The following is a 19104-nucleotide window of genomic DNA, read 5'->3' on the forward strand; positions in this document are numbered from 1 at the left end:
GGATTTTAACATCATATTAACACATCAATAAGTGTAAAAATAACACTAAGTGTTTTGTGGGGATCAGAAAGCAACTATGAGAGGTAATGATGTAGTGTCTATTTTGACTTGGAGAAGAAAAGAGCCGTAAAATCCGGTTTTTATGCAATCGTTCCTGAAACTATTTGCCTCCGGTTTTATAGCGGTAAGTTGAAATATTTTGAAAAGGAGGGTTTAATAATTTAAAGCTCCATCAAAAACTCAGTTAGGTTCTTGTCGTGAGGTACTTCGAGCTTTTTACGCAAACGGTATCTTCGTATCTCAACTCCTCTTAAACTAATGTTCAATAGCGAAGACATTTCTTTGCTGCTCATATTCATTCTGAGGTAAGCACAAAGCTTTAAATCGTTCGGAACAAGATCTGGATGTTGTGCTTTTAATTTTTTAAAGAAACTTTCATGTGCTTCGTTAAAGCTATTTTCAAACAAATGCCAGTCACGCTCATCATTCATACCATCATTGATTACTTTCTGGATTTTACGTGTTTGATCATCAGAAAGCTTTTTTCCGTTTTCGTCTTTTAATTTGGTGATCTCATCACTCAGCTTTTGGAGCAGTTCGTTTTTATAAACCAAGCTCATGGCTGAGTTGGCCAGTTCTCTGTTTTTAGAGGCTAATTCGGCTTGTAATTTCTCTGTTTGCAACTTGATGATCTGCTTTTCGTTAATCTCTGTTTCCTGCTTCAGGATCTCTTCTTGCTCGGCCTGTAAGCGGTCGCTAATTTTTTGGCTATCCCGCTGTAATTTTCTTTCGTAGATTTTCTTGCCCAGAATCAACACTACCACAAATAAAACAACATAACACAGAATGGCCCAATTATTTAGATACCACGGGCGCAAAATGGTAAACGAATAAATGGTTTCCCCGCTTACTGAAGAATCATCGATTTTTGCCCTAACTTTAAAAACATAGTTGCCAGCACTTAAATTGGTAAAATCTTTTTGTGTGGCATAACTCCAATCAGACCAGGCCTTGGAATATCCCTCTAAATAAAACTGATATTTAACTTTAGCTTGGCGATAATAGGGTAGTGCATAAGAAATACGGATATTGTTGCGGCTATTTTCAATCTCTGTTGCTTCCTCACCGTTTCCAGCTTCGCTGATCAGCGAAAATTTATCGGTAATATCCTCTACCCGTCTGATCAATACGGCTGGTAATTTTTGCTTCTGCAGATTCAGTTGAGCCGTAGGATTATAGATTACAAAGCCATCATCCACACTGATTAAGTAAATGGAATTACTGATACGACTGATGTTCTCATAATATTGTACCATCCTGCCATCTAAAATGCTAAACTGATTTGAATCTATTTCTACCTTGCCAGGCTCGCTAAAATTAACCAGAGCGGTTTTGCCATGATTGATAAACCAGTATTTTTTACCGCCCGCATTGATAATTTTATTGGATGATTCAAAAGAACCAAGCTCTTTATTGAGTGCTTCGTATTTGGTAAATTTATCACTTAGTTCATCATAGGTATAAAATCCTGCATCAGAAGAAAAAACGATCTTGTTCTCTAAATTGAATATATTGATGTTGTAATTGCCGGGCAGACCGTTCCTTTCGTCAAAATATTTGGTGCTGGTTACACTCGTATAATTAGGGCTTAAGCTTAATTTATATAGTCCCTTATAAGCATGCGCTACCCAGATATCTCCCTTATTATCCTGTTCTACATACCTGGAAGGGGCATCAAATCCGGCAATTTTAGCAACAAACTTTAAGCCTGACGCAGGAGATTCTGTAAAAAGCGAAAGCCCGGTATAAGTGCCCTGAACAAGGTAATTCGGATTTGAGTTTAGCTTTTTAATTGTCCAGCCACCAGATGATCTTGATAACCAATCAATTTTATCACCGTTTACTTTAAATGTGCCACTATTATGTCCGCAGATCAACTCATTATCAATAATAGCGAGTTCCCATACCTGCCCTTGTGAATTAGGGATTAACCGAAAATTGAATGGCAGTAGGTTGTCTGGCGACCATTCGCTATAAAATAACCCCTGGTTGGTACCAAGATAAATTTTATTATTAAAGATAATGCTGGAGTAAACAGTACCAAACTGACCTGTTTTATCAAAATAAAAATATAAAGGAGAGTTAAGTTCTATACGGTCGATCCCATTGTCAAGACCCGTCCAAAGATTTTGTTCATTATCGGCATATAAACTTAAAACAGTATTGTTCTGTAAGCCGCTCGATTTATTGATCCGCTGCACAACTCTTCCATTTTCATCAATAATGATCAGGCCATTAAGGATAGTACCGTAAGCAAAATATTTATCCAATAAACTTACTCCATTGTTAAGTTGGTAGGTTTTAAGATAGCTATTTGCTGGTGTATTTAGCGGTGTAAAATCTTTTCCGTCATAGGTAAATAATCCGTTTTTGCTTGTGCCAATGATCAGACCATTGGTTTTATAAGGAAGAATAGAAAGAATTCCTTCTTTGCCAAGTTTTTCACTGTTTGGGATGTGAACCAATTTGTTGCCAATGAGTTCGAACAAACCTTTTTCCAGTACTTCAATTAAGTACCTTTTGTTCACCTTATGAAGAAACAGGAAGGATGATGGCGATTTTACAACCTTAATTTTGTTGTTTTTATAGATAAATATTTTCGAAAAGGATTGAAAGATTACCCTATCCTGATCTACATATATTTTCCAGACTTCATCATTGATTTTTATTCCTTTTGGCAAAAGATTGGTAAGTGAGCTATAGGTTAACTTGTTGCTCTTAATCGACCAAAAGCCAAATTCACCAAAGCTACCGGTATAAATTCTACCTTTATCATCTGTCGCGACCGATCTAACAATTTGCCTGTTGGGCATCTGATATTTCTGCCAGTGGCGGCCGTCGAAAGTTAAAAGTCCTTCAGCATTGCCAAAGTACATCACACCATTTTTATCTTTTGCTATGCTCCAGTTCTGGTTTCCTGACGAATAAACAGATTTTGGATAATTTTCTATATATGGAACGCCTATGCTTTTAATTTCTGATGCATGGATATTTATTGCGAAGCAGGATAATAATAATAATAGGAGCCGGAAATAGTTTAGCATAAAATGGTTAATAGGTAAAGCCATTAATACACAAAGTAAATGAAAAATTGTTTAATAGTCGATCGTTAATGGCCTATAGTTCTTGACTATTGGTTTAATGATGAAAGCTTTTGATAAATGATCAACAATCGACCTATTAAAAGAGATCGTTTTATGCAATATTATAATGGTCGATTGTCTTCAGCATTGGGGCGTTAAGAAACATTAAGCAGTTAAGTAATTAAGGATAGAATACCGGAACCCGCTAACTAGCCCTGATGGCAGTGGCACGAAGCCAATTCTTCATTGGCGAAGTAAAACGTACAGCAGGACGGGACCTTTGTTGTTTGCAATAACGCTGCGCTCCAAAAAACTTATGATGTTATAATCCCTAGAATTGAAACTCATCAATCAACTACGGATTATCAACCCGAAACCTAGCTTTTCACTGCTACCGGCTGCGGAACCTTTACATAATAGCCTGTGCCATCGTAAGGGCGCTTGCGTGGATTGGTAGTGCATTCTGCTGAGCAACAGCCCTGAAGCTGATCACCACATTCATCACACTGGGTAATGTGCTCATTACATTCCGGATTGGCACAGTTGATCATTTTCGGGGTAGTTTTACCACAGTTATAACAAACTGAAACAATGGTAGGGTTTACCTTATTTACATCAACAGCAATGCGGTTGTCGAAAACATAACACTTGCCTTCAAAGTCCTTTCCGCCCGCTTCTTTTCCATATTTAATAATGCCACCATGTAATTGGTAAACATCGTTAAAGCCATGATGCAAAAGCAATGCAGATGCCTTTTCACATTTTATTCCACCGGTACAATACGTTAATATTTTCTTGTCTTTATATTGGGCAAGTTGATTAATCTGTTCAGGGAAATCGCGGAAATTCTCAATATCGAGTGTTAATGCATTTTTAAATTTACCAAGATTGTGCTCATAATTTGAGCGCACATCAAGAATAATTACATCCTCATCATCTTTCATTTTCATGAAATCTACAGGCTCTAAATGTTTGCCTGTTTTTTCGTTTGGATTAATGATCGAGGTATCTCTTAAACCAGAATGAACAATTTCTGATTTATAACGGCAGTGCATTTTCAGAAACGAAGGCTCTTCAACATTGTCTATTTTAAACTCTGTTTTTGCAAACCTTTCATCGGCATGTATAGCTTTCATGTAAGCTTCGCAAGCCTCAACAGTACCAGAAACAGTGCCGTTTAAACCTTCATCAGCAACGATAATACGGCCAACTAAACCCAATGATTTACAAAATTTAAGATGATCGGCAGCAAATTGTTCTGCATCTGCTATGTAACTATAGCAATAGTAAAGTAGTGTTTGATATTTTTTCATAACGCTATTGATACCGTTGCAAACGGCGTTTAAAGCGGGGCAAAGATAATAAAAAAAGGTAAAATGTAGAAGGTAAGGTGGAAGGTATTTAACTCCTGATTTCAGAATCTTCCCTTTTTAGGAAAACATCTAAAATTGGCTGAGTATACCTTACGCCTTAAACCCTATACCTTAAACCTTATTATAAGGTGTAAGCTATTCTAAATCCTTGTGTTAATTTGCGGGCACCATCGTAGGCAAAGCCATAACTGGCCCTTAATACCAGGCGCTGGAAGCCGAAATAAAATTCTTTGTAATTTCTTTTTTCTGGAGAAGACAAATACCCGCCCCCAATAAATTCTTCCAATTTAGCTTTACGCAGTAATGGCACTTTATTTGTGAAAAAGCCTGCAAAGTTGTGCTCTAAATGCGCTTCGAAGTATTGCTGATTGGTGCTAAACTGATAAAAATCTAAAAATTGAAACTTCCTTATATTAGGAGGGAAGATGGTAGAAATGTTACCTGAAAAATGTTTGAAATCAGGATAGTACATCTTTGCATTATTAAGAAACTTTCCTGCCCCAACCAAAAATGAGCTATAACCCAATAACCCTAAGCTAATTCTATCCTGATAAACTTCTGCTTTTACAAAATCGTAATCAACATCGCTATTTAAAACGTTGTTAAATCCCTTTTTATATAATACCGTAATTCGAGGAAAGTGAGATTCGGTATAAAACTTGCCATCCGGACGGGTAATGTATTTCTGACCAATGGTATAGGTTAAACTTGCTGTTGCACTTAACGAATTGTAGGTAGGAAAAAGCGGCGTTTCTACCGCTGGACTAAAAGGATTGTTCGAAGTAAATTCCCTATCCTTGGCATCGATAAACTTAAATGTAGAGTTATTGGTTAAATTTTTATTCCTGCTATAATCTACACTTGCACTTCCCTGTAATCCTGTTGCCAGTTCCCTGGTTGTGTTAATGTTAATGAAGCTTTTCTCGTAAAATTTTGAGAAGTTTTTTTCGTAAAGCAATGAGTTAATGGTATTGCCTAATGCAGTCATTGAGCCCAGATTGTTTAGGTCAAAAATGCCATTTCCGAACGATGCACCTACACTGGCCCTTTTTAGCGGATTGTAATAATAACTTCCGGTTAAACTTCCGGTAAGTTTTTGGTTGGCAAAACCATACCTCAGTTCAGGTCGGATAGAATAAGATCTTCTATTCTCGAAATCCTTTCTATACGTAACCCCATATTTTACCGCAAAACCTTCTACGGTATTGTAAAATATGGCTTTAAGTACCGGATCGAAAGACCAATATTCCTTATCATAGCGATCGTTAACACTATACCCTCTAAGCAGCAATTTGCCAATGCCAAACTTATTGTTGTCTTTTTCTAACGAATCGAGATATTTTTTCGATTCCTTTAATTTAGCAATACTATCTTTTTTAACGTAATTAAGCTTTTCGTCACCTGTTAAAGGAATCGGCCTATTGTTTGTCCAGTAGGTAGAGTCTTTTTTGTTCACCATTTCGGTTATTTTCAATATTTCGCCATTGAAAAAGTTTTTAGGAAACTTAGGGTCAGTATTGTAATTGCTATAAATACCAACAAAATAGCCTGCAATTTTAAAGCCTAACACATTACCTGCGAATTGAAAATTGATGGCGGTAGGCATATAAACCTCCTTAACCTTGGTAAATTGTTGGCTGATGTTTAAGGTATCAATAAAGTTGATCCCCGATTTTTTAGTTAAGTAAACATCAGTATTGTAAATTCTCCAGCTGCCATCAATAATGTATATAATTCCCCTAAACACGGGGTCATTTTCACGACGGGGGATGACCTCGATTTTGTGGATCAGTTCTCCATTTTCTTTGGTTTCGCCAAGCAACTTGTATTTATAGTAAAATAGAGCATTGTCTGCAATTGGCGAAATGAAGCCCCTGGTACTTAATTTGTTTTCGAGCAGGTAATTATCATAAAAGTTAATAATGAGATCAGATGCTTTATTGAAACTGAAAGCATTGTTTCTTCCGGCAACTTTTGATGAAATCATTTCTTCGTGTACCTCATTAGGTCTTCTGAAATTAAACTTACTCTGCGATTCTGATAAGTAAATGATGCCTTTTCTGTTGGTATCGAGTTCCAAAACTTTTTGGATATCCTGACCGAAAAACTTTTTAGGGGCGCCCCTTAAACGTTGTACACCTTTAATGTAAACATCACAACTAAATTCCTTAACTTCATTTAGGTGTGTTTTTCTCTGCTTAATGGTTTTGCGGATAATGGCATAAGCCGGATCTTCGGCATTCGCCCTGATGTTTACATTTTCTAAGGTATAACTTTCGGATGTTAGGGTTACATTGAGCGAAATATCGTCGGTAAGGTTGATGATATGCTCTTGCTGTTTATAGCCCACTGCCCTAAAATGTAGCGTGTATTCTCCTGTTTTTAACTTCATCGAATATCTCCCATCAACATTTGCAGATGTGCCGGTAGTAGTGTTTTTTAGATAAACCGATGCAAAAGGAACAGGCTGTCCGTTGGTATCTTTAACTATACCTGTAATGGTAAATTGTTGAGCAAAAACAAAATTGGTGAGGCCACAAAAAAACAGGAGCGCGCAAATTCTTATCATAAATTAGATTAGTAAGCTTTAGTAAGCTATAAATATCGAATAACTTTTAAGACTATACATATAGGCATGTGTTAAAGTTTGTTAAGTTGAAAAAAAAATGGGATAATATTAATTTTTTTCAGAATAATATAAACGTAATCACCATTAGCCAACTAATCAAACGTTTGTCTCTAAAATATGTTGTTAAAATTGCCTTTTTAGGTCTGTAAAGACTTTTTTTTATAACTTTGGGCGTAAAATCAACATATAAAAAGGCCATGTATAAAACATTACAACCTGTTCTTCAGAAAGAACTTGAAGAAATCGAAAACGCTGGATTATTTAAACGCGAAAGAATTATTATTACCCCTCAGGGTGCCGACATTAAAGTGAGCGGTGGTGCCGAAGTGGTTAACTTTTGCGCAAATAATTATTTAGGGCTCTCTTCTCATCCAAAAGTGATAGAAGCGGCTAAAAAAGCGATCGACGATCATGGTTATGGAATGTCTTCTGTACGTTTTATCTGCGGCACACAAGATGTACACAAAGAATTGGAAGCTAAAATTTCTAAATTTTTAGGTACAGAAGATACCATTTTATATGCTGCTGCATTTGATGCCAATGGCGGTGTTTTTGAGCCCTTGTTTAATGCCGAAGATGCCATTATTTCTGATGAATTAAATCACGCATCAATTATCGACGGTGTTAGGTTGTGTAAAGCGCAACGTTTTCGTTATAAAAATGCAGATATGGAAGATCTGGAAAAACAGTTAATCGCTGCCAAAGATTGCAGACATAGAATCATTGTTACCGATGGTGCCTTCTCTATGGACGGATCAGTTGCTCCACTGGATAAAATTGCAGATCTGGCTGATAAATATGAAGCCTTGATTATGATCGATGAATCACACTGTACAGGTTTTATCGGTAAAAATGGCCGCGGAACACACGAACACTTCAACGTAATGGACCGTATTGATATCATTACCGGTACGTTAGGCAAAGCTTTAGGTGGTGCATCTGGCGGTTTCACTTCAGGTAAAAAAGAAATCGTTGATATGTTGCGCCAACGTTCACGTCCTTATCTGTTCTCTAATACCTTAGCGCCAGCAATTGCAGGTGCATCTATCGCAGTATTAGATATGTTAAGCGAAACCACTTCTTTAAGAGATAAACTAGAAAACAATACCAAATATTTCCGTGAAAAAATGACCGAGGCTGGGTTTGATATTAAACCAGGTTTCCATCCAATTGTTCCGGTAATGTTATACGATGCAAAAATTGCACAGCAATTCGCCGCTAAAATGTTAGAAGAGGGTATTTATGTAATCGGATTCTTTTATCCGGTTGTGCCTCAGGGCAAAGCGAGGATCCGTGTACAATTATCAGCCGGACATGAGCAACATCATTTAGATAAGGCTATTGCTGCATTTACCAAAGTAGGTAAAGAATTAGGTGTAATTTAAAACCTATAGATCTACGATAACTATAAAAGCCGCTTTAAGTGGCTTTTATAGTTTATGGGTTCATTTTCTTTTATAATGGTATTGTAAACAGATTATTTGAACTCATAAAGCCTAAAATTATTGGATAATTTGCTGTATATTTGAAGCCATGTTACAGGATAAAATAACACAATATACCGATAAAATTAATGCTTTTGTAACTGAAAAAGCAGACGAGTTAGAGCAGTTCCGCATCAAGTATTTAGGAAGCAAAGGCATAATCAAAGAGATTTTCGATGAATTCAAATCTGTTTCTGTTGAAGAAAAAAGATCATTAGGTAAAGTTTTAAATGAGTTTAAGCAACTTGCCGAATCAAAATACCTCACGTTAAAAGAATCTACAGAAAGTGCTGAGGTTAAAACTGAAAACGCACAACAAGATTTAACTTTGCCGGGTGAAGGTTTCGAGATTGGTTCTCGCCACCCTTTAGCTTTAGTGCGTCGAGAAATTGTAGAAATTTTTGCTAAACTTGGTTTTACAGTAGCAGAAGGTCCTGAAATTGAAGATGATTGGCATAACTTCTCTGCACTGAACTTTCCTGAAGAGCATCCTGCAAGAGATATGCAAGATACTTTCTTCATTAAAAAAGGTGGAGAAAAAGGCGATATCGCACTGCGTACGCATACTTCTTCTGTGCAGGTGCGCATGATGGAGCAGGGGCAGCCGCCGTTCAGGGCAATTATGCCTGGCCGTGTTTACCGTAACGAGGCCATTTCTGCACGTGCACACTGCTTTTTCCATCAGGTAGAAGGTTTGTATGTTGATGAAAATGTTTCATTTGCCGATTTAAAGCAAACTTTATTTTATTTCGTTCAGGAATTATATGGAGAAGGTACAAAAGTGCGTTTCCGTCCATCATATTTTCCTTTTACAGAGCCATCTGCAGAGATGGATATTTCTTGTACCATTTGCAAAGGAGCAGGCTGCCAGTTTTGTAAATACAGTGGTTGGGTAGAGATTTTGGGCTGCGGTATGGTAGATCCCAATGTTTTGGAAAACTGTGGTATCGATTCAAAAAAATACAGCGGCTTTGCATTTGGAATGGGAATAGAACGTATTACCAATCTAAAATATGAAATTAAAGATCTGCGTTTATTCTCTGAAAACGACGTACGTTTCTTAAAGCAATTTAAATCTGCTTTAATTTAATGATGAAGTATTTATATAGCATATTGTTTGTTCTGGTACTTACTACTGGTTGTGGCAAAGATGAAGGTTACATTCCTGATGTGCCTGTGAATTATAATGTAACACTCCAAGAGTTTTCCATTAAACAAAAAGATAATGTTATGCTAGTTGCTGATAGGGGTGTTGGCGGTTTAATTATTGTGAGGATATCATCCAACAATTATGTCGTATTTGATCGTTGCAGTACCGTAAATCCAGAGAAAATTTGTAAAGTAGTGCCTGATGACAGTGGATTTACCGCAACCGATCCATGTTCTGGTGCAAAATTTTCACTGCTTGACGGAAGTCCACAAAAAGCACCTGCAGTAAGAAGCTTAAAAGCCTATAATATTTCGTTGCAAGGCAATACACTATTACACGTAAGCAATTAAAATGGAAGCTGAAAAAATAAAAGAAACAGTAAAAAAGGCTGCCAAAGAACTATTTAGGAAATACGGTTATCATAAAACCAGTGTAAACGAAATTGCTAAAAAGGCACGCATTGCCAAAGCAACGATTTACAAATATTTCGAAAGTAAAGAACAGGTGCTGGATAGTATCCTGATGGATTACCTTGATCAGAATCTTCACGAAATCCTGCATAATAAATTAAGCTACGCATCAGAAGAGGAACATTTAAAAGCATTGGTAATGAAAACCAGCCGTTTATCTTTTACGGCGTGTAATGAGTTTATCGGGTGGGATTTTGTTCGTGAAAATGCAAACTCTCAGGAATTCTTAAAACACTTATCAGATCAGCTAGAGGCTCTGTTGTTAGCTGCTTACCTGCAATTGGATAACTTTAAGAATAACCCTGCCAGAAGAGAAGGATTGGCCTTTCTGCTGAAAGCCAGTAAGAGCATAGTATTTTCATTTGCATTTACCTCAGTTAGCGATTCTGATGTTCGTAAGAATTTTGTAAGTTTCCAAAAAGAAATATTGCCTTTTCTGGTAAAAGCAGCGCTTTAAGTAGAAAAGTCTTTAATAACAGGTTCGTTATCTCGACCGGAGCATGTCGGAGCGGAGAGATCTAAATCAAAGTGCTCTCCAGATAGATTTAGCTTCGCCAAGCACTTTGTGGTTCTCGGCTGCGTTGCACTTCTCTCGAAATGACGATATATCGCATACTTTCGCAATCTGGTCTTAGCATCCCGCTAAGACACTAAAAATAAACTTATTGGTATGTCGTAGCGAGACGCGGCCGCTAAAAAAAGATAAAAAGGGAACGAACGAAGAAATCCGTGTTTATCTGTATGTAACTGTGGTTTAATGAGCTCTTATTATTGATTATAATAATCTTTCATCTTAAATTTTTGCACGGTTCTTTTTATTTTTCCATCAACAAGTTTTTGTGTAATCACCGTAACATTATCGGCTATGCTCGAATCTTCAATTACCGATGAATCTTCGTAAAGCATATTTTTAGTATCATATTTATAATTGATGGTTTTGTCAAAACAGCATCCATCTTTTTGGTGGATAGCAATCTGCTTTGTTTTTTTATCAATATCGAACATGCCCAGGTTTTCGCTTGAAAGTTTGGTAAGTTCTTTATTCAGTAGAAACTTGTGTTCTTTAGATGATAAATAAATGTTGTAAGATGGACTGGCATAAGCACCATTATTACCATTTCTTATCGCGATATCTTCAGAGCCGTCAAAATTAAAATCGCCAAAAATTAAAGGTGTTTGGTATTTGCCTAAATCGAGCCATCCAAGTTTGGCATTCTGGGTTTCAGTTAAGCCAAAATCCAAATCTTCAGAATGGAAGGTGTCTACTTCTCTATCTGTGGCTTTATCGTAAATAATAATTGTAGCTTTTCCGCTGCAAGCGTTACCTTCGCATTTATCAACAAAAATTTTGGCTTTGTATTGTTCGGAGCTGTTATTGGCTAAGAATTTAAACTGTGCTTTCGAAGTATTGGCAACAATTAAAATACCACAAAAGATAATCAAACTTTTCATTAAATATTTTTCGGTAAAATTACATCAATATCATCCACCGAAAAGTTAAAAAAGGTTAACGTTTTCTTTTGCGGGTTTTGATATAGCTTTGTACTGCCGATTTTGTAGTAAGCCAATCTCTACCTTCTTTATTCAGTTATTCCCATTTAAATACTTTCACAGCAACGGCATAAATACCAATGCCCCAGAGCAATAAGATCATAATCTGGAATTTAACATCCCATAAGCCCAAGCCCTCAAAAGCGACTTTGCGCATGGCATCGTTTAAATAGGTAAGGGGTAAAGCCCTGCTAATGGGCTGTAACCAACTTGGGAAAGCCTCGATAGAAAAGAATGTCCCTGATAGTAAAAACTGTGGTAAAGTAACGATGTTCGAGATGGGTGGTACCATACTTTCGTTTTTGGCTATGCCTGAAATGATAAAACCAAAGCCCATAAAAACAATAATACCAAGCGTAGCCAGAATAAGCATATTGACGACGGTGAGCGCACCATGGACGAGCGTGAAGCCAAAAAAGAAATGACCGATCAGGATGATAAACAATGCGCCGATTAAAGCAAAGCCGATGCGGGCAATACCTTCGCCGATTACAATGCTCGAGCGTTTAACAGGTGTAGCAAAAAAACGCTTGATTACTAAGGTTTGGCGCAGACTTAAAAAAACGAATGCTGTTCCGAAAACACCAGTGCTTAATAGCGAAAAACCTAATTGTCCAGGAAGTATAAAATCGATGGTTTTGTATTCGCGGCCAGTAATAGTGCTTTCTTTTATCTCTGCTACTGTAGGTTTTAAGGTTTTATCGTAAAAAATATTGTTTAAAACTGATTTTAAAATTCCGCCTTTATCCCTTGATGCGGAGGTGTAAACTACGTTGACCGAATAAGCAGCTGAATTGACTTTTCTATGCACATCAATCATGGCATCAACATTGCCTTTTTCTAACAGTTTGTCAAACTCAGCTTTCGATTTATCTTTAACCAGGCGGATCATTCCTGTTTTGTCCAACATGACCATTACCGGGTTGTTTACATCAGAACCAGGTGTAACACCAACATCGATACGAGTGCCGCCGCCGCCCAAAAATCCGAAGACCAAAATAAATATCAAAGGGAAAGCAAGCGTAAATACCACTGCCGATGGGCTTCGCATAATTGACCGGAAACTCGCTTTGGCAAGGGCAAGGGTTGCTGTAAGGTTACTATAACCCCCAGGCCCTGAAGGGGAGTTTGAATTTCTTTCGTGTATATCTTTTTGCATAATTAATTCTGCTGGATTTTGTTTTTTTAAAAATGTATTAGGCACTAGTTTTAAGCTCCCCTTTAGGGGCTGGGGGGCTTATTCTCTCCATTCCTGGCCGGTAAGGTTGATGAAAACATCTTCCAAATTGGCTTTTTTAACTTCTTTTTTGCGCTCAAAACCACTGCTCACTAATTTATCTATTAAATTATCAGGCGTATCCAGCGCGATAATCTGCCCGCGTTCTACAAAAGCAACACGATCGCAAAGTTGCTCAGCCTCGTCCATGTAGTGGGTAGTAATTACAACGGTGGTGCCAGCATTCCTGATTTCGATAATCAGATCCCAAAGATTTCTTCTGGCCTGTGGATCTAAGCCTGTGGTAGGCTCATCCAAAAAAATAATTTTGGGTTGGTTGATTAACGTAGTGGCTATAGAGAAGCGCTGTTTCTGTCCGCCAGAAAGTGCTTTGTATTTAGCTTTGGCCTTATCCTGAAGGTTTACTTTCTCCAGCATTTCCATCGGTTTGATGTTGGCACCATATAAACCGGCAAAAAGTTCGATCAGTTCGATGAGATTCAGATTTGGATAATAACCAGCTGCCTGTAGCTGTACACCGATAATCTGTTTAATATCCTGCGGCTGCTTGTCGACAGAAAAACCATCAACGATAATTTCGCCGGAGGTTTTATCCCTTAGGGTTTCAATAATTTCGAGGGTAGTGGTTTTTCCGGCACCATTGGGGCCAAGCAAACCAAAAATCTCATGCTCGTAAACTTCAAAACTAAGCCCTTGAACGGCCACGAAATCATCGTATTTTTTTACCAGGTTTTTAACGCTGATAATGGCTTTTTTTGTTTCCATATTGCGAATGTAAGCAGCTTTAAATGAATAGAGAATGAATTTGTAGTTGGATAAACCAAAATGTCGGTAAAATGATATTTGTAGTAGGTAAAAACATTAATTGGTGCTCTTTTTGGTTAAAACGATCACATCGCGATCAATCGAGTCTATTTTATAAGTGTTTTTTGCCTTGTTAAAAGCTTCGTCGAAAACAATTTGATCTTTTAGAAAACTAAATTTTCCTTTTGTGTTTATACTGTCGGCAGGAATAACATAAGATTCTCTATAAGTGCGATCGTATTCCATTCTATGTTTCCAGGGGTTTTGGTATTCGCGTAGCTTTTTTCCCGTAAATGTTCCATTGGTTTTAAGCGCTACCCAATAGGTCGTTTTCAAGTCATGTGATTCAGCACTCCACGCGGTGTCTGGTTTCTTTGTCGCGTGAAATTTATACATTAACCCATATTGTATTTTCTCTACAAAGTTCCTGTTATTGGTTACTGAATTTTGAAGCCTGAAATTGGCATTTGTGCCATAGAGGGTATCTAAGTTTTTATTTGCGGCAAATTTCCAGTTCGTATAAATGTAATCTTTAGTGTTAAGTACTTCATTTATTCTTTTTAGGTAGATCGTGTCGACGCTAGCAGCTGCACCCTTTCCCTGTCCGCCACCAAAAGGGGTATGTCCTTCTATGTTGTAACTCAAAAATCCTTCTTTTTTTATAATTTCAGAAAAGTGAAGGGGAGGAGCTTCCATCATGAAGATTTCGGGTATGAAAAATTTACTGTAACGGAGTTCTTTTAAGTGAAATTTGCCATTGGCATCGGTAATGGTCTCACCCACCTTACAACCAATAACAGGTTTGTTCTGATAGTCCAATATAGTGCCGGTGATTGCCGGTCTCGACAATCTGGAAATACAGGAGCTGAACAAACACAATGAAACAGCAATACACGCAATAAAATGGTTTTTCAACATGTTCTAATTTAAATAAAAAAACACTGCCAATAGGATTGAGCAGTGTTTTAATGCTTTAATAGAAAGACTTGTATTTTACCAGGTTAATTCGCCCTTCATTACACCAACAAAATCGTCGAATAAGTAACGCGAATCGTGTGGGCCTGGTGAAGACTCCGGGTGATACTGAACCGAAAATGCTTTTTTTCCTTTAACACGGATACCTTCGATCGATTTATCGTTTAAGTTAACGTGGGTAATCTCTACTTTATCAGAGTTTCTAACCTCATCAGGAATTACACCAAAACCGTGGTTTTGTGAAGTAACCTCGCAGTGGTTTTTGATAATGTTCTTTACCGGATGATTTAATCCACGGTGACCGTTAAACATTTTCATGGTACCAATACCATTAGCTTCGGCCAATAATTGGTGACCTAAGCAGATCCCGAACATTGGTTTATTTACCGCTAGAATATCTTTGATTGTTTCTACAGCGTAAGGCATTACTGATGGGTCACCAGGGCCATTAGAAATGAAATAACCATCAGGGCTGAATTTTTCCATTTCGGCAAAAGTAGTTTTCGCCGGGAAAACCTGAACGTAGATATCGCGGTTTTCGAAACTGCGCAAAATATTTTTCTTGATACCTAAATCTAAAGCCGCCACTTTTAAGCTCGCTTCAGGGTTGCCGTAGAAATAAGGCTCCGTTGTACTTACTTTAGATGATAGCTCTAAACCTTCCATTGAAGGTACTTCTGCTAATTTTTGTTTTAATTCTTCAAGATCGGTAATCTCAGAAGAAATAATTGCGTTCATTGCACCTTTATCTCTAATGTGGCGAACCAATGCACGAGTGTCGATATCAGAAATGGCAACCAAGTTGTCGTTTTGGAAATAATCCTGAATCGATTCTGTTGCTTCTTTACGGCTATAAACGATATTGTAATTTTTGCAGACTAAACCAGCGATTTTAATCGAACCTGATTCGATTTCATCTTTGTGGATACCGTAATTGCCAATATGCGCATTAGTGGTAACCATTATCTGTCCAAAATAACTTGGATCAGTAAAAATTTCCTGGTAACCTGTCATCCCGGTATTAAAACAAATTTCGCCGGTAGTGGTGCCAATTTTTCCGGCCGCTTTGCCGTAAAAAACTGTGCCATCGGCCAGTAATAAAATCGCAGGTAACTTGGTGTAGTTAGTCATGGTAATTACAATATGGATTTTGATTTAAAAAAGAGTTGAAAAAAGAATGGCTTTCGGCATTAAAGCCGTTTTTGCTGGGTGCAAAAAAAGATGAATATATCCCTTCCATTTCGGGGTACAAAGATAGAGTTTTAGATTGGAAATGTAAAGAGAAAAATGAAATAAGGTCGGAGCTAAAAGCAGAAAGACTAAAGCTGAAAGCAGTGAGGCACGATTTAAATAAAAAATGATTTTTGCCTGAAATAGCTTTGGTCTTTTACCTTTGGTCTTTTCAGCTTAATTAAAGAAAAAACAATACTTTTGGCAATACAAAACAAATCCCATGTCGGTACATAAAGAAATCAAACGCATCACCACGCACACTTTACAGGAAATGAAGCAACGTGGTGAAAAAATATCGATGTTAACAGCCTACGATTACTCGATGGCTACCATTTTAGATGATGCAGGATTAGACGTTCTACTTGTAGGCGATTCGGCTTCTAATGTAATGGCTGGTCATGAAACGACCTTGCCTATTACGCTAGATCAGATGATTTACCATGCTGCCTCGGTAATAAGGGCAGTTAAACGCGCTTTTGTTGTTGTCGATTTACCTTTTGGCTCTTATCAGGGAAATTCAAAGGAAGCTTTGAACTCGGCGATAAGGATTATGAAAGAATCGGGTGCCCACGGTGTTAAATTGGAAGGCGGCGAAGAAATTATCGAATCGGTTCATCGTATTATTACGGCAGGAATACCTGTAATGGGGCATTTGGGTTTAACACCTCAATCGATTTATAAATTCGGAACATATACGGTTCGCGCTAAAGAAGAAGAAGAAGCAAATAAGTTAAAAACAGACGTTTTGGCTTTACAGGCTGCTGGCTGTTTTGCTATCGTATTGGAAAAAATTCCTGCTGCTTTAGGTAAAGAAGTTACAGCAAGCTTAAATATTCCAACTATTGGTATTGGTGCCGGACAAGACTGCGACGGCCAGGTTTTGGTTGTAAATGATATGATTGGCTTAACAAAAGGGTTTAAACCACGTTTTTTACGTCAGTATATTAATTTATACGATGAAATTTTAGGCGCAGCACAATCGTACATTCGTGATGTAAAAGCAAACGATTTCCCGAACGAAAAAGAACAGTATTAACCCCAAACCCCTAAAGGGGCTTTATTACATGAGGTTAATATTTAAAAAATAAATCAATATATAATTAATTTAAGTTCCCCTTTAGGGGCGGAGGGGTTAAATGCCAATTACCGATAACGACATCCTTTTTGAAGACAATCATTTAATCGCCATTAATAAAAGGGCAGGTGATATTGTGCAGGTTGATGAAACCGGCGATGAGCCTTTGGATGAACAGGTAAAAAAGTATATCGCTAAAAAGTACAATAAGCCAAATGGTGCTTTTTTGGGTGTAGTACACCGTTTAGACCGGCCGGTGAGTGGCGTAATCTTATTTGCTAAAACAAGTAAGGCTTTAGAACGGATGAATGCCGTTTTTAAAAATAGGGAAGTAAAGAAAACCTATTGGGCAGTGGTGAAGAACAAGCCAGAGAAAGAGTCGGCTACTTTGATCCATTGGCTGGTTAAAAACCCGCAGAAAAATGTGGTTTCCTATTACAATACGGAGGTTACTGGTAGTCAGCGTGCTGAGCTTTCTTACAAAGTAAAGGCGAAGGTTGGCGATTACTACCTCTTAGAGGTAGATCCCTTAACCGGACGCTCACACCAGATCAGGGTTCAGCTCTCATCAATGGGATGCCCGATTATGGGTGATAATAAATATGGCTACCCCCGTGGAAGCAGAAAAGGGAGTATTTGCCTACATGCCCGCCGTTTACAGTTTATACACCCGGTTAAAAAAGAACCCGTAAATATATTTGCGAAGCTGCCTGTTGATGGTTTTTGGGAACGCTTCGAAGACTTATAGCACAACAATATTTAATATAATTAAGATATCCGGTCACAATATTTATTATTTGATCGGATTTTTTATGATTTGGCATTATATTTCGTCTATTCAGGATTAAAAACCAAATTAATCATGAAAAACACCATCTTATCCATTGCTGCAGCAGGCTTACTGGCTTCTACATTGGTTTCGTGCGATAGCACTAAAAAAACGGAAACAACCAAAGACTCTAGTGAAATTTCTGCTAATGGAGACACCATTACCAAAATAACGACAAAAACAACTGAAACAGTTAAAACCGATGTTCCAACTTTCTCAAGTGAAGAGGTAAACAAAGGCCTTGCTGAATATTCTAAACTTAAAGATGAATATGTTGCAGCTGTGAAGAGTAAGAATGCTGCAGAAATTAAAGCGTTAAGCGATAAATACACGGCTTGGGCAAATCAGGCGACAGGCTGGGCAAGCAAGCTAAAGCCAGATGAAATACAAAAATACTCTGATTATATGCTTAAGTTAAGCGAAGAATGGACGGAAGCAGCGAAGGAAGCAATAACCAAGTAAATCTCAAATTATAGAAAAATCGTCATTCTCGCGTATGCGGGAATCTTAAAGCACTTTTGTTAGTCATTAAGATTCCCAATCAAGTTGGGAATGACGGTTCTTCGGAATTTATTTACAATCTATTTTGTCAAAAGTCATCGATCCATCAAACTTCAGTTTGCTTGGGTGTTTGAACTTGGTTTCCCCTTTTACTTCCTCTATATCGCCGAATCCTTCTGCCAGCTGATCGCCCTTTTTCAAAAAAGCCACTTCCCTAATTGATGTTTTGCCTTCAGACTGAAAAGTATAGCTTGCAATTATGGTATCGCCTTTAACAATTCCGGCTATAGTGCCTGCATTTTTATCTTTTTCGTATAAATTATAACCTAGTGTACCCGTTACCTTATTATCCGCTATTTTTAACGACAGGGTGGCAGTATCTCGGTTTTTAATATACTGGTAGCACCGAAGAGAATCGGGGCTTGCCGTTGCATTGGTTACTATGGTAGAATCGATTTTGGCTTGTGTTTTTTTTGCCGTTCCGCCCTGGCACGATGCCATTAATAAAGCAGTAAGGCCTAATACTGGAAAGATGCTTTTCATTTTCTTGTCAGATTGATTTTTTATTATTAAGCAAAGCCCTTGCCAAAAAGATTTTGGCACCCTGTGCCGATCTTCACATCGGAATTAAGTTTATTCCAGATAATGCA

General features: G+C 37.7%; 17 protein-coding genes. 8 read left to right on the plus strand and 9 right to left on the minus strand.

From position 1 onward, the window contains the following. Positions 1–221: 221 nt before the first annotated feature. From EYS08_RS10650 to EYS08_RS10660, 3 genes are all read right to left on the minus strand, one after another. Entirely contained in the window at positions 222–3104 is a 2883-nt protein-coding gene (locus EYS08_RS10650; RefSeq protein ID WP_131030025.1) for a triple tyrosine motif-containing protein, read from the minus strand. A 416-nt stretch (positions 3105–3520) separates the two neighbouring features. Continuing rightward, positions 3521–4456, minus strand: a complete 936-nt coding sequence (trhO, locus tag EYS08_RS10655; protein ID WP_131030026.1) for an oxygen-dependent tRNA uridine(34) hydroxylase TrhO — start codon at positions 4454–4456, stop codon at positions 3521–3523. 181 nt (positions 4457–4637) lie between these two features. Continuing rightward, positions 4638–7085: a DUF5686 and carboxypeptidase regulatory-like domain-containing protein gene (locus EYS08_RS10660; protein ID WP_131030027.1), complete on the minus strand. Its 2448-nt coding sequence runs from the start codon at positions 7083–7085 to the stop codon at positions 4638–4640. A 257-nt stretch (positions 7086–7342) separates the two neighbouring features. Here EYS08_RS10660 and kbl point away from each other — a divergent pair, with 257 nt between their 5' ends. The 4 genes from kbl to EYS08_RS10680 all read left to right on the plus strand — a co-directional run bounded on the left by kbl (position 7343) and on the right by EYS08_RS10680 (position 10706). Further along, the gene (gene kbl, locus EYS08_RS10665; protein ID WP_131030028.1) at positions 7343–8530 is read left to right on the plus strand and encodes a glycine C-acetyltransferase; all 1188 of its coding nucleotides are present in this window, start codon (positions 7343–7345) and stop codon (positions 8528–8530) included. 148 nt (positions 8531–8678) lie between these two features. Next, positions 8679–9719 (plus strand): phenylalanine--tRNA ligase subunit alpha, encoded by a 1041-nt coding sequence (gene pheS / locus EYS08_RS10670; RefSeq protein WP_131030029.1) that lies wholly within the window; start codon positions 8679–8681, stop codon positions 9717–9719. Continuing rightward, entirely contained in the window at positions 9719–10129 is a 411-nt protein-coding gene (locus tag EYS08_RS10675; RefSeq protein WP_244215925.1) for a Rieske (2Fe-2S) protein, read from the plus strand. The genes pheS and EYS08_RS10675 overlap by 1 nt, the downstream gene beginning before the upstream one ends. Before the next feature lies 1 nt (position 10130). After that, positions 10131–10706 (plus strand): TetR/AcrR family transcriptional regulator, encoded by a 576-nt coding sequence (locus EYS08_RS10680; RefSeq protein WP_029274048.1) that lies wholly within the window; start codon positions 10131–10133, stop codon positions 10704–10706. Positions 10707–11017: 311 nt separating this feature from the next. Here the strand turns inward: EYS08_RS10680 and EYS08_RS10685 are convergent, their stop codons facing one another. The 5 genes from EYS08_RS10685 to carA form a co-directional block, all read right to left on the minus strand. Next, positions 11018–11701, minus strand: a complete 684-nt coding sequence (locus EYS08_RS10685) for an XAC2610-related protein (RefSeq protein WP_131030030.1) — start codon at positions 11699–11701, stop codon at positions 11018–11020. Between the two features lie 136 nt (positions 11702–11837). Then, entirely contained in the window at positions 11838–12959 is a 1122-nt protein-coding gene (locus tag EYS08_RS10690; protein ID WP_165456421.1) for an ABC transporter permease, read from the minus strand. A gap of 78 nt (positions 12960–13037) precedes the next feature. Then, entirely contained in the window at positions 13038–13802 is a 765-nt protein-coding gene (locus EYS08_RS10695) for an ABC transporter ATP-binding protein (RefSeq protein ID WP_116251357.1), read from the minus strand. Positions 13803–13898: 96 nt separating this feature from the next. Beyond that, entirely contained in the window at positions 13899–14759 is an 861-nt protein-coding gene (locus tag EYS08_RS10700; RefSeq protein WP_131030031.1) for a hypothetical protein, read from the minus strand. A 75-nt stretch (positions 14760–14834) separates the two neighbouring features. Continuing rightward, a complete protein-coding gene (gene carA, locus EYS08_RS10705) occupies positions 14835–15947 on the minus strand; it encodes a glutamine-hydrolyzing carbamoyl-phosphate synthase small subunit (RefSeq protein ID WP_131030032.1) in 1113 nt (370 codons plus the stop codon). A 35-nt stretch (positions 15948–15982) separates the two neighbouring features. On the opposite strand from carA, the gene EYS08_RS10710 reads away from it, so the two are divergent. The 4 genes from EYS08_RS10710 to EYS08_RS10725 all read left to right on the plus strand — a co-directional run bounded on the left by EYS08_RS10710 (position 15983) and on the right by EYS08_RS10725 (position 18415). Beyond that, positions 15983–16177, plus strand: coding sequence for a hypothetical protein (locus EYS08_RS10710; RefSeq protein ID WP_131030033.1), 195 nt, complete (start codon positions 15983–15985; stop codon positions 16175–16177). 92 nt (positions 16178–16269) lie between these two features. Then, the gene (gene panB / locus EYS08_RS10715) at positions 16270–17085 is read left to right on the plus strand and encodes a 3-methyl-2-oxobutanoate hydroxymethyltransferase (protein WP_131030034.1); all 816 of its coding nucleotides are present in this window, start codon (positions 16270–16272) and stop codon (positions 17083–17085) included. A gap of 100 nt (positions 17086–17185) precedes the next feature. After that, complete coding sequence (locus EYS08_RS10720; RefSeq protein ID WP_108198402.1) at positions 17186–17872, plus strand: RluA family pseudouridine synthase; 687 nt, start codon at positions 17186–17188, stop codon at positions 17870–17872. Between the two features lie 114 nt (positions 17873–17986). Further along, positions 17987–18415, plus strand: a complete 429-nt coding sequence (locus tag EYS08_RS10725; protein WP_131030035.1) for a hypothetical protein — start codon at positions 17987–17989, stop codon at positions 18413–18415. Positions 18416–18523: 108 nt separating this feature from the next. Here EYS08_RS10725 and EYS08_RS10730 read toward each other — a convergent pair whose 3' ends face one another. After that, on the minus strand, positions 18524–18997 hold the full coding sequence (locus tag EYS08_RS10730) for a hypothetical protein (RefSeq protein ID WP_131030036.1): 474 nt from the start codon (positions 18995–18997) through the stop codon (positions 18524–18526). Positions 18998–19104 lie beyond the last annotated feature (107 nt).

The organism is Pedobacter kyonggii (assembly GCF_004310665.1).
GTDB classification, from domain to species: domain Bacteria; phylum Bacteroidota; class Bacteroidia; order Sphingobacteriales; family Sphingobacteriaceae; genus Pedobacter; species Pedobacter kyonggii.